Raw genomic sequence first — 11,611 nt, forward strand, 5'->3', positions numbered from 1 at the left:
GCGTGTCGTCCGTCCGCTCGGCATCACTGTACGAGGGCGCATACGTCCAGCCTCCCGGCCTGCGCCAAGCGGGCCGCGGCCGTGTGGAGGGCGGCGGTGCGGGCCGCCTTGACCACCGTGACCGGCGTGTAGAGGTCCTTGTCGTGCCACAGCGGAGGGAAGTCGGCCTCCTCTTGGTGGGCCAGGAGATGGAGGCAGCCCTCGGCAACGGCTTGGGCCACCCTCGGTGGCAGGCCGCCGGAGTGAGCCCGCAGGAGGGTCTGGACGGCGTAGGAGGTCTCCTCCACGGTCCCCTCCCAGCGCCCCCAGGAGCCGTCCGTGCGCTGGGTGTCAAGGACCCATCCGGCGGCGCGGGCGAGGGCACGTACGGTGTCCGGGTGGTGGCCGCGGGCCAGGGCGGTGGCGCAGCACATCGTGGCGTAGTACGAGGAGGCGTGCCACTTGTCGTCCCAGGATCCGGCCTCGTACTGCCGGCTCAGCAGCCAGTCCTCGATCCTGCGGGCCGCAGCCAGGCGGCGGGCCCGTTCCGCCGCGGGCTCGCCGGCCGGCGCGGCGGCCAGCAGTGCCTCCAGAACATGGGCGTTGGTGCTGGTAGAAGGGGTGCGCTCGCCGGGGAAGCAGAGAAAATAGCCCTCGGCCTCGTAGGCCCACAGCGAGTCGACGGCGGCGGGGCGGCCGGCGAGCGCGAGCGCGTGCAGGACGGCGGCGGTGTCGTCGGAGTCCGCCGGCAGCCCGGGACCGGCGGGCGCGCCCGCGGCGCCGAGGCTGTTCTCCAGGTGAGCGAGCAACTCCGTGGGGACCGTGATCGGCACGCCGGCGTCGAGCAGCCAGCCGAGCACCCAGGCCCGTTCGAACACCCCGATGGAAATCACTCCCGGGACCGGGCCGCCCCAGCGGGCCTGGGTGCTCGCCAGCAGCTCGGCGGGTGCCTTCCGCGAGGTCCGGCCGGCGAGCCAGGCCGCGGTCGCGGCGGGCGAGGATCCCACGGCCGAGGCGACGATGCGGACGCCGGGCGCGTCGGCGGCCTGGTCGCCCAACGCCTCAAGGGTGTGCCAGAGCTTCTCCGGCATCGGTCGGCCCGCGGCCACCGCCGCGCGCAGCTTGGCCGGCGACGTCCGGTCGACGCCGTGGGGAAGGTCCAGCGCGATAGCGCCCAGACGTCCGCCGGACCCGGCCAGCCGGTCGTTGAGCGCGTCGACGAGCCAGGGGATGATCAGTTCGGCCCCTATGGTGTCGGGCACCGGGACCTGGTCGTCGGCGCCGAGCCGGTCTGCCAGCGCCCACAGGCCCTTGAGTGCGGCGCGGGTGAGCCGGGCGGATGACGAGGACGGCGACGGGCCGGCGCCGCCCCGGTCGAGTTCGTGCAGTAACGCCTCGACGGCGCTGAGGGTGGGCACCAGGTCGTACCCGTCAGGGTGGCCCCACCATCCGTCCGGCCGCTGGGTACGCAGCAGGAAATCGCATCGGGCGCTGTGGCCGTCGAGCCAGGGCGCCGTGCGAACCAGCCGGGCGGTCTCGTACACCGAGGGCGACATGGTCCCCCAAGGGTTTGCGGTGACCTCGGAGATCAGTTCGGCAGCGGTCCGGGCCGCTCTCCGGTGCCACTCGGCGAGCGAGGGGGCAAGGGCCGGATCCTTCTTGCTCTCTGCGTGCATGGTTCCGCTTTCTCGCGTGCTCGGGTGTTCAGTACTCGCGGCTGATGAGGGCATCGGCAAGTGTCAGCAGTTCCGCCGCGGCCCCGGGTTCGGGCCGCGCGCGCTCCAGCGCCGCTCCGGCGTCGGTGTACGCCTGGCGACTGCGGCGCTCGGCCCAGGCGCGGCCCCCGGACTCCTCGATCAGGGCGGCGAGTTCGGCGCACTCCTGCGAGCCGAAGGGGATTGCGGGATCCCGGTCGTAGAGGCGGCCGAACCTTTCGGCGGCGGGGCTGCCGGAGGCGAGGGCGGCCAGCACGGGCAGGGACTTCTTGCGGGACAGCAGATCCGAGTGGACGGGCTTTCCGGTGGCCTTCGGGTCTCCCCAGATGCCGAGGATGTCGTCGGTGAGCTGGAAGCCGAGTCCGATGTGCTCGCCGAACTCCCCGAAGGCGGCGGCCCTGGCCTCTCCCGCTCCCGCGCTGAGCGCGCCGAGCAGGCAGGCACAGCGCAGCAGGGCCCCGGTCTTGCCGGTTGCCATGGCCAGACCGTCCGGGAGGCAGGCGGTGTTGTCCTTCTCGAAGGCCAGGTCCATGGCCTGGCCCTCGACCATCTCCACCAGGGCCTCGCTCAGTACGAGGGCGCTGGCCCGGTCCAGGACGGTGACGGTCTGGAAGGCCAGGGCGAGGAAGGCGTCGGCAAGCAGGACGGCTTCCGCGGTGCCGAACGCCGACCAGACTGTACGGCGGTGCCGGCGGGTGGCGTCGCCGTCCATCACGTCGTCGTGGAGCAGCGAGAAGTTGTGCACCAGTTCCACCGCGACGGCCGCGGGTACCGCCGCTTCGGCCCGGCCGCCCGCTGCCCGGGCGCACATGAGGGTGAGCGTGGGGCGGATCAGTTTCCCCGGGGAGCCCTGGACGAGTCGTCCTTCCTCGTCCTTCCAGCCGAACTGGTATTCCGCGAGGCACTGGATGGAGGCCGGGAGCCGGCCCACGACGGTTTTGAGTTCCGAGAGCATCAGGTTGCGCAGTTCACCGGTGTTCCCGGTGGGGATCGTGCCCTGAGGGTGCTTCGGGAGGATCCTCGTGGCGCCTTTCGGCGTGTGAACAACGGACATGCAGACGTTTCCCTTTGGTTCAGATTCTCTGTACCTGGATTCCGGTCCTCGCTCGAAGGCAGACCACCTCACATGTAGGGGTGAGAAGGCAGGCGGAAGGGATCAGTGCGGGGCGGGGCGGGCCGGCCGGTGCCGGCCCCGCTGTGATCTCAGTCCTCGCCGGGCTCGGTGAGGGCGATCGCGGCCACCGGGCAGCGCCGGGCGGCGTCACGGACGTCCTGCCACAGGAGGCGGTCCGGGTGGGGAGTGTGAACGACGACCACTCCGTCCTCCTCCCGCTCGGCGAAGACCTCCGGAACGCTCTCGGCGCACTGCCCGGAGGTGGCGCAGATGCTCTGGTCGGCACGAACGTGCATGACGGAAACCTCCCTTTGGAACGGAACGATCACAGTGCGACGGGAAATCGCTCAAAGGTCCGCAGGCTCAGACCGGTGCGCAACCTCGGCTGCTCGGGGAGCGAAAGGCCAGGCAGGGCGCGACGGATCCGGGCGAGTGCGACGCCGCACTCCATCCGGGCCAGGTTGGCGCCGAGGCAATGGTGGATGCCATGGCCGAAGGTGACCATGCGGGAGGTGTTGCGAGAGGGGTCGAAACGGTCCGGCTCGCAGAACGCCTCCGGATCGCGGTTCGCGGCCCCGTGCAAGGGCCGCACGTCGGCGCCCTCCGGGATGACGACCCCGCAGAGTTCCATGTCCCGGCAGGCGATCCGGGGGATGGCGTCCACCAGGACAGGCGGGTTGTACCGAAGCGTTTCGGCGATGAACGCCTTGACCTCGGCAGGGCCTGCGTCGAGCCAGTGCCCCTGCTCGGGGTGGTCCAGCAGGGCGAGCGCGCCGAAGTCCATGGCGGCGACCGTGGTCTCGAAGCTGCCGGCCCACAGCCCCCACAGCAGCAGCATGAACTCGGTGTGGTTCAGTCCCTCTTCGGGCTTTTCGTCGCCCTCGCGCACCTCGGCGAGGAGCGCGGAGACCAGATCCTCGGCCGGCCGCTCGCGTCGCTCCGCGGCAAGCCCGGAGAAGTACTCCTCCACCTGCGCACTCGCCCGGTCCCCCGCGTCCAGCACCTCGTCGCTGGACGCGGGGTGGATCGAGGCGAGGACTTGGAGGATCAACGTGGTCAGCGCCTCCCGATCGGCCTCGGGGATGCCGATGATGTCGCTGGCCATGTTCATGCCCAGCGGTTGGGTCAACTCGTGGTGCAGATCAGCGGTCTCACCGTCGCGCAGCCGGGCCGCGAGCGGCGTCAGCAGCCGATCGCAGTGGCGTTCGGCCGCCGCTTCGAGGCGCTGGGCCTGGCGGAGCGTGAAATGGCGGGAGACCGCGCGCCTGAGCCGGGTGTGCTCGGGCGGGTTGGTGCTCGTGATGACCTGCGACAGGATGCGCAGCGCGCGGGAGCGCTCCCAGCGAGGGTGTTTCACGGCCAGTTCCTCGACCTCGATGCTGCGCAGGTCAGGTGACTGGTAAGCGGTCCTGGCCGCCTCGTTACGACTCACCAGGTACACACCGCCGGTGGGATTGCGGTGCACGGGGGCGTGCTCGCGCAGCCACGCATAGAGCGGGTAAGGGTTGTGGAGCGTCTCGGGATCCCTCAAACGGGCGAGTACGTCGAGTTCGGCGGACTGTGTTGCTGTCGTTGTCACGAGGGTGTGCTCTCTTTCGTATGCTGCCAGGCGACCGGCAGCCGCTCGACCCGGCGCATCTGGAGTCCGGTGACGAAGGTGATCTCCCCCGGCGGTACCGCCAGCCGCAGCTGCGGGACGGCCCGCGTCAACGCCCCGAAGGCGACCTGGAGTTCGAGCCGGGCGAGGCCGGCGCCCAGGCAGAAGTGCGGTCCTGTGCCAAAGGCGAGATGAGGGTTCTCGGTACGGCGGATGTCGAATGCGGTCGGGCAGGTGAATCGCTTCTCGTCGCGGTTGGCGGAGGCGAGCGCGGTGATCACCCCGGTGCCCCGGGGAATCGTCCCGGAGGGCAGCTCCACGTCTTCGCGGGCGGTGCGGATCAGACTGTTGCTGCCGACGAACTCGTATCGAAGGATCTCCTCCACGGCTCCTTCCAGCAGTTCCGGTTCCCGGCACAGCGCCGCATACCGCTCCGGGCGGCGCAGCAAGGCGAAGGCACCGCGGCCAATGGTGGTCGCCACCGACTCGTGGCCGGCGATGATCAGTGTCTTGACCAGGGTGACGAGTTCGCCCTCGGAGAGTCGGCCGTCGGCGTCCCTGGCTTCGATCAGCGCGCCGAGCAGTGCACCGCGGTCCGAGGTACGTCGCCGGGCGGCGATGAGCTCGGCCAGGTAGTCGCCGAACTCCCGCATCCGCGCGTCGCGTTCCTCGGCGCTGATCGACGTGGTGGAGATGAAGGCGTCCGACCAATGGCGGAAGCGATCGATGTCCTCGGTGGGCACGCCGAGCAGGTCGCATATGACGTACAGCGGCAGCGGGAAGGCATACGCCTCCGACAGGTCGGCCGGCTCCGGTCCGGAGAGCATTCCGGCCAGCAGCCGGTCGGCGACCGCCTGGACCTCGGGCCGCCACAGCTCCAGCCGCCGCGGGTTGAGCACCCCGGAGACCAGCCGCCGCAGGCGGTTCAGCTCGGGTGGGTCCTTGTGGAAGATCGCGTCCGCGGAGTCCGACGAACTCCTGCGAAACCGGGGTGCGCCCGGCAGCCGGGGGTCGGTGCTGAAACGCGGATCGGACAGCACCGTCCGTACGTCGTCGTAGCGGACCGCGAGCCGCACCAGATCGCCGCTGGGCACCTTGACCTCGCCCAGCGGATCCGCGGCTCTACGCCGGGCGAACTTGTCGTGCGGAAGCTCACCGCCATCCAGCGGATACGTTTCTGTCATCGTCCGTTCCTCTCATGAGGGGCACCGCGCGAGGTGTGCGGTCCCCAGTCGACAGGGAGTTCCCGTACGCCGTGCAGCAGGCTGTCCTCGTCGAAGGCGACCTGGTCGAACGGGACGGCCGACCGCAGCCCCGGCAGCCGTCGGAGCAGCGCCGGCAGCGCGATCTCCAACTCGGCGCGGGCCAGCGCCTGCCCCGGGCATCGGTGGGCGCCGTAGCCGAACGCCACATGGCCGCGGACGCCGCGCGCAAGGTCGAGCCGTTCCGGATCCGGGAAGACGTCCGGGTCCCGGTTGGCGGACTGGAGCGCCAGCACCACCCCGTCACCGGCCCGGATCACCGTCTCCCCGACGGTGATCTCCTCGGTCGCCACCCGGCGCAGGCCGAAGTGGACCACGGTCAGGTGGCGCAGCAGTTCGTCCACGCCCCGGGACGCCGATTCCGGACCGGCCAGCAGCACGGCCGACTGGTCCGGGTGACGAAGCAGTGCCGCCACGCTCAGCGCGATCTGGTTGGCGGTGGTCGCATGACCACCGGTGAGGAGCGGCAGCCCGAGACCGACCACCTGCTCCCTCGTGATCCGGCCGGTCCGTACGTGCCGGACGACGAGTTCGCTGAGCAGGTCGTCGGCAGGCTCGCGTTCCTTGGCCTCGACGAGCCGACCGAGGTACTCGGTGAGCGAGCCGTACGCACGGGCCACCTGAGCCCCTGACGTGGAACGGCGCGCGATCACGGCGGCGCACTGCTCGAAGACCTCCCGCTCGCCGAACGGGACACCGAACAACTCGCAGATCACCCGGACGGGCAGTGCCAGAGCGAACCGTTCCACCAGGTCGACCGGCCGCGGAAGCAGGGCCAGGTCGTCCAGGAGTTCGTGCGTGTGCCGCTCGATGGCCGGCCGCAGCCGCTCCACGTGGGTCACCAGTGAGCTGCGCATGACGATCTGCCGTAGCTCGGTGTGCTCCGGCGGGTCCATCGACGGCAGGTAGCCCCGGGCCGGCGGTGGCTGATCGGGCCGGAACGCCGGGTATCCCGCCCGCGCCGGGTCGCAGCTGAGCCGGGCGTCGCCCAGCAGGCCGCGCACGTCGGCGTACCGGGTCACCAGCCAGGCCGGCGTCCCGCCCGCCATCACCCGGCGTACCGGTTCCTCCCGTTGCCAGCGCTCCAGTTCCGGTGGCGGATCCAGCGGATCCCCGGTCCGCCGGAACGGTAACGCGGGAGGTGTCATGGTCACGGGGGCCTCGGGGCCGGTGTGCTCCGTGCCGCCGCCTGCCGGGCAACCCGTGACGGTCTGCTCCCGTTGCCGGCCAGGCGACGCCTCGTCGGACATGAAACTCATCTGATCCGCTTTCGGTCGGTCGTTCCGGCCGGGACCCTGCGGCCGTCCAACGATTGGGTGAGGAAGACCAGGCATGCCCGGCACACAAACGGGGTCTTGGTAATGCCTCCGATTCCGCCCGAACCGACCTGGCGGAACTCCGCTTGCGAAGCATGAGAATGCGGCCGTTTCCGGCAGGGCCTTCTCAAGCCTCGGCGGACAGCCCGAAACCGTCGTCGGTTCAGAGCGCGGGCGTTGCGGCTGACATCCTCAACAGCCCCCGGGCCACCGCCCGGACTCCGGCCCCACGCTCCGCGCGGCAGCCGCGTCGGTCATGCCGACAGCACGCGCCGGGATGCTCCGAGCAGGTTCGGCCGCGCCCCGGTCCGGTCCCACTGTCGGGCGCGGCGCCTCGGGGTGCTTACCCCGGACACAGCGAGGCCACGGACAGGGGTCGTACGCCGTGGGCGATGAACCGTTTCACCGGGGCGACGAGTCGGAGACCCGCAGAGCGGTCCAGGAGAGGACACCGGGGCGGCTGTGCGGCTCGTTGTGTGCGCGACGGACGCAGGCCCTCGTACCGGTGACGTCGAGGGTGACAGGGACGGACAAAGGGGATGAATCGAAACCGCGGTCGGCTGTCCCGAGCGTCGCCACAACATCGCCGTTGGCGAATGGACCGCTCTCACCCAACCCTTCGCACAGCTGGGTAACGCCTGTTGAGCACCCGTCAGGCGAGTCGGACACGGCGAGTACCGGACCGGACGCTCCGGACCGCGCGGCTGATGTAGAACCTTTGGCGCTGGCATGCCGTGGGGCTACCCCGCGCCGACGATCACTCATGCGCAGCCGAATTAAAATTAACTGAAAATCTATCAACAGTTCACCCAATACATCCTGCCGCAATTCTTTATATGGATGCATATCATCCGTACCTGACGGCTGTTGGGCAGCCTCGGACAGGGGCGGTCGGCGCAGTTCCGGCGCTGATGCGGCCCTATCGCAGCCTCATTGCGATGAATTCACTTTCGGCCGAGGCGCACTTTCGTACTCACGCGTCACCTCACCTGGTCGGCGGCAGCAGATGAGAGCGCAGGCGGCGGAATCCTTCGAGCCGGCCGTTGGGTCCATGCTGCGTTCGATGGTTCCAGCGATGCCGGTCAGGTCACCGCCTCAGCTCCATGCATGAGCTACAGGCCAGACCCGTCGGCGATGACCGACGCCCCCGCCCGTCGGGTCCTGCACAACTGCCTCGCCCTCACCCGACCACGGGATCCAGCTGCGCCTGGGTCCCGACGCCCGCTGGCACTCCGGGAGACGAAGGCGAGTGGCGGTCGGCGCCGGCCGGCCCTGACCCCGTTGCCGCGCTCACCTCGTTCTGGCAGCAGACCGTGAACACGACGTCGACCGTCATCGGATACTCCCGAGCTGAAGTCAACCGCCCCGGAACGCACACGCACAACGCGGCACCGAGGCGGCCCCGACCTGCGGTGCTGGTACCCCCGCTGCCCGCAGTCACGGAAGCGTACGCTCACGGGATGCGACTGAGCACGGTAATCCTCCCCATCCATCGCTGGAGCGAGGGACACCAGCACTGGCAGCGCGCCGAAGAGCTCGGCTTTCACGCGGCCTACACCTACGACCACCTGTCCTGGCGCACCTTCCGGGACGGGCCCTGGTTCGGGGCGGTGCCCACGTTGACCGCAGCGGCGATGGCTACGCAGAGGATTCGATTGGGCACCCTCGTCACCTCGCCGAACTTCCGCCACCCGGTGCCCTACGCCAAGGAGCTGATCTCCCTCGACGACCTCTCCGCGGGCCGCTTCACCCTCGGCATCGGCGCGGGCGGCAACGGCTTCGACGCGACCGTGCTGGGGCAGGAGCCCTGGACCCCGCGGGAGCGCGCCGACCGGTTCGCCGAGTTCGTCCAGCTCCTCGACCGGCTGCTGACCGACGACGGCAAGGAAGGCGTCTCCTACCGGGGCGACTTCTACTCGGCCCACGAGGCACGCAACATCCCCGGCTGTGTGCAGCGCCCCCGACTGCCCTTCGCGGTGGCCGCGACGGGCCCGCGCGGCCTGCGTCTCGCGGCACGGCACGGACAGGCGTGGGTGACCACCGGCGACCCGAAGCTGTACGAGAACGGCACTCCTGAACAGTCGGTTCAAGCCATTCGCGGCCAGGCCGAGAAGCTGGCCGACGCCTGTGCCGAGATCGGCCGCGACGTGTCCGAGCTCGACAAGATGCTGCTCACCGGCTTCACCCCGGACCGCGCCCGGCCGCTGGAGTCGCTCGACGCCTTCGTGGACTTCGCGGGACGGCACCGGGAACTGGGCTTCACCGAGATCGTCCTCCACTGGCCCGTCGCCGACTCCGACTTCGCCGCCGACGAGAAGGTCTTCGAGCAGATCGCCCTGGAGGCCCCGGCCCAGCTCGGCTGAGCGGACGGGGGGCGCCGCCGACGAGGGCGGCCCTGACGAGGGCGACAACGCCTCGCCTGTGCGGACTCCCGCACAGGCGTGCAGGCATATGCGGGAGAATGAACGGGTGACCTCAGCGACTCGACAGCCCGAGACCCCGGCCGCCGCCGTTCCGCCACGACTCATAGCCACCGATCTCGACGGCACCCTCCTGCGGGACGACCAGTCGGTCTCCCCGCGCACGGTCGCCGCCCTCGCCGCCGCCGAGGAGGCGGGCATCGAGGTCTTCTTCGTCACCGGCCGCCCCGCCCGCTGGATGGACGTCGTCAGCGACCACGTCCACGGCCACGGCCTGGCGATCTGCGGCAACGGCGCGGCCGTGGTCGACCTGCACGGCGGCCCCGGCGCCCACCGCTTCGTGAAGGTGCGGGAGCTCGCCCGGGACAACGCACTGGAAGCCGTACGGCTGCTCCGCGACGCGGCACCGGGCACGGTGTACGCGGTGGAGCAGACGTACGGCTTCCACCAGGAGCCGCACTACCCGAAGCTGCACATGGAGATCCCGGACAACCTCGCGCCCGCCGAGGACCTGCTCGCGCCGGACGGCCCCGGTGCCACGGAGCCGGTGCTCAAGATCCTCGCCTACCACCCCTCCCTCGACCCGGACGGCTTCCTCACCACCGCCCGACTCGCACTCGGTGAGCGTGCCAACGTCACCCGGTCCAGCCCCAGCGCCCTGCTGGAGATCAGCGGCCCCGGCGTCTCCAAGGCCAGCACGCTCGCCCTGTGCTGCGCCGAGCGCGGTATCTCGCACGAGGAGGTCGTCGCCTTCGGGGACATGCCGAACGATGTCGAGATGCTCACCTGGGCCGGCCAGTCGTACGCGATGGGCAACGCCCACCCGGACGTCATCGCCGCGGCCTCGGGCCGCACGGTCGCCAACAACGACGACGGTGTGGCGGTCGTGATCGAGCGGATGCTGGCCGCACGGCCGTAGGGCTCGCTTCCGTCGTACCGGCCCGCCGTCACGGCACCGGGATGCCCCGCTGGCGTCGTCATCCGAGGGGGACGCCTCGCGCCGCCAGCCACGGCACGGGGTCCACCGCGGAGCCCATCTGAGGCGTGACCCGCACCTCGAAGTGCAGATGCGGGCCCGTGGAGTTGCCGGTGGTGCCCGACTGGCCGATCCTCTGCCCGGTGTCCACCCGCTCGCCCTGGCCGACAGCGACGGCGGCGAGATGGGCGTACTGCGTGTAGTAGCCGCCCGCGTGCCGGATCACGATCTCGATGCCGAACGGGCCCCCGCACGAGACACTCACCACCCGTCCGGCACCGGCCGCCCGCACCGGCGTTCCGATCGGCACCGCGAAGTCCTGCCCGGTGTGCCGGTTCACCCACCGGTCGCCGCCGCTGCCGAAGCCCGCGGACAGTGTGTATGTCTGAACCGGTGCGACCCACGCCTGCGTGACGTCCGTCTTCGGCTGCTCGAGTCGCACCGGACCGCGGCAACTGCCGGCCGCGGCCGCGGCGTCCGCCTGTCCCTGCAACTGCCCACGCGCCTCGTCGAGTTTCCGCTCGATGGTGTCCTTCACCGCGGCGAGTTCGCTGTTCTGCTTCTCCAGCGCCTTCCATGCCACCGTGGCCTTCGCCTCGTCCGCGGTCAGCCGCGCCTCGGCCCGCCGGCTCCTGCCGACGGAACCCGCGAGGGCCTGACCGGCCTGGGCCAGGACGTGCTGACCGCGCAGCAACTCGTCCGGGTCGTCCGCGAGGATCAGCCGCGCCGCCACGGGCAGACCGCCACCGGTGCGGTACTGGGCGCGCGCCATCCGGCCGAGGTCCTCGTGCAGGGCGGTGATCTCCCGCCGCTCACGGTCCAGCAGTGCCTCGGCCCGCTCGGCCCGCGTCCGCTGCACCTCGGCCTCGCGCCGCCCCGCCTCGTACCGCTGCGTCGCCAGCGCCGCGTCCTCGTAGAGCCTCGCGACGCCGGCGCCGACCCCTGAGCCGGAACCGCTGCCGTCGCCGTCGTCCGCATCCGCCGCCCCGGCGGGCCTGGCCCCCAGCATGACCAGTGCGCACAGCAACGCCGGAACGAGCAGCTGACGACGGCGGGATGAGCGCATGCCGGCGATCGTGGCCCGCTCCTCCGGTTCCGGTCATCTCCAACTCGTACGCCTGGGGGAAGCAGCACCCCCGTATGGCTCAGTACGGACGAGTCGGGTGGACAGTGCCTGCGGAGTTCAGTACGGCACCTGTCAGTCGCGTCGCCGACGACGGCCCAGAGGGTCG

General features: G+C 70.8%; 9 protein-coding genes. 2 read left to right on the forward strand and 7 right to left on the reverse strand.

Annotated elements, in window-relative coordinates:
- Positions 1–23: 23 nt before the first annotated feature.
- From ACYUED_RS21595 to ACYUED_RS21620, 6 genes are all read right to left on the reverse strand, one after another.
- Positions 24–1,655: a prenyltransferase gene (locus ACYUED_RS21595; RefSeq protein ID WP_491293900.1), complete on the reverse strand. Its 1,632-nt coding sequence runs from the start codon at positions 1,653–1,655 to the stop codon at positions 24–26.
- Positions 1,656–1,683: 28 nt separating this feature from the next.
- Positions 1,684–2,748 (reverse strand): polyprenyl synthetase family protein, encoded by a 1,065-nt coding sequence (locus tag ACYUED_RS21600; protein ID WP_491293901.1) that lies wholly within the window; start codon positions 2,746–2,748, stop codon positions 1,684–1,686.
- Between the two features lie 149 nt (positions 2,749–2,897).
- On the reverse strand, positions 2,898–3,104 hold the full coding sequence (locus ACYUED_RS21605; protein ID WP_491293902.1) for a ferredoxin: 207 nt from the start codon (positions 3,102–3,104) through the stop codon (positions 2,898–2,900).
- Positions 3,105–3,133: 29 nt separating this feature from the next.
- Entirely contained in the window at positions 3,134–4,387 is a 1,254-nt protein-coding gene (locus ACYUED_RS21610; protein WP_491293903.1) for a cytochrome P450, read from the reverse strand.
- On the reverse strand, positions 4,384–5,589 hold the full coding sequence (locus tag ACYUED_RS21615; RefSeq protein WP_491293904.1) for a cytochrome P450: 1,206 nt from the start codon (positions 5,587–5,589) through the stop codon (positions 4,384–4,386). Before ACYUED_RS21615 ends, ACYUED_RS21610 begins: the two co-directional genes overlap by 4 nt.
- Positions 5,586–6,917, reverse strand: coding sequence for a cytochrome P450 (locus ACYUED_RS21620; protein ID WP_491293905.1), 1,332 nt, complete (start codon positions 6,915–6,917; stop codon positions 5,586–5,588). The genes ACYUED_RS21615 and ACYUED_RS21620 overlap by 4 nt, the downstream gene beginning before the upstream one ends.
- Positions 6,918–8,443: 1,526 nt before the next feature.
- On the opposite strand from ACYUED_RS21620, the gene ACYUED_RS21625 reads away from it, so the two are divergent.
- Together ACYUED_RS21625 and ACYUED_RS21630 are read left to right on the forward strand one after the other, a co-directional pair.
- Positions 8,444–9,346: an LLM class flavin-dependent oxidoreductase gene (locus tag ACYUED_RS21625; protein WP_491293906.1), complete on the forward strand. Its 903-nt coding sequence runs from the start codon at positions 8,444–8,446 to the stop codon at positions 9,344–9,346.
- Between the two features lie 88 nt (positions 9,347–9,434).
- Positions 9,435–10,322: a Cof-type HAD-IIB family hydrolase gene (locus ACYUED_RS21630; RefSeq protein ID WP_491293907.1), complete on the forward strand. Its 888-nt coding sequence runs from the start codon at positions 9,435–9,437 to the stop codon at positions 10,320–10,322.
- Between the two features lie 58 nt (positions 10,323–10,380).
- On the opposite strand, the gene ACYUED_RS21635 is transcribed toward ACYUED_RS21630, so the two are convergent.
- A complete protein-coding gene (locus tag ACYUED_RS21635; RefSeq protein WP_491293908.1) occupies positions 10,381–11,445 on the reverse strand; it encodes a M23 family metallopeptidase in 1,065 nt (354 codons plus the stop codon).
- Positions 11,446–11,611: the final 166 nt, after the last annotated feature.

It is taken from the genome of Streptomyces sp. DF42, assembly GCF_058267695.1.

Coding starts and splice junctions, on each gene's coding strand:
- ACYUED_RS21630 (WP_491293907.1), top strand. CDS start 9,435: ATGCGGGAGAATGAACGGGTGACCTCAGCGACTCGACAGCCCGAGACC.
- ACYUED_RS21625 (WP_491293906.1), top strand. CDS start 8,444: ATGCGACTGAGCACGGTAATCCTCCCCATCCATCGCTGGAGCGAGGGA.
- ACYUED_RS21600 (WP_491293901.1), bottom strand. CDS start 2,748: ATGTCCGTTGTTCACACGCCGAAAGGCGCCACGAGGATCCTCCCGAAG.
- ACYUED_RS21620 (WP_491293905.1), bottom strand. CDS start 6,917: ATGTCCGACGAGGCGTCGCCTGGCCGGCAACGGGAGCAGACCGTCACG.
- ACYUED_RS21635 (WP_491293908.1), bottom strand. CDS start 11,445: ATGCGCTCATCCCGCCGTCGTCAGCTGCTCGTTCCGGCGTTGCTGTGC.
- ACYUED_RS21595 (WP_491293900.1), bottom strand. CDS start 1,655: ATGCACGCAGAGAGCAAGAAGGATCCGGCCCTTGCCCCCTCGCTCGCC.
- ACYUED_RS21615 (WP_491293904.1), bottom strand. CDS start 5,589: ATGACAGAAACGTATCCGCTGGATGGCGGTGAGCTTCCGCACGACAAG.
- ACYUED_RS21605 (WP_491293902.1), bottom strand. CDS start 3,104: ATGCACGTTCGTGCCGACCAGAGCATCTGCGCCACCTCCGGGCAGTGC.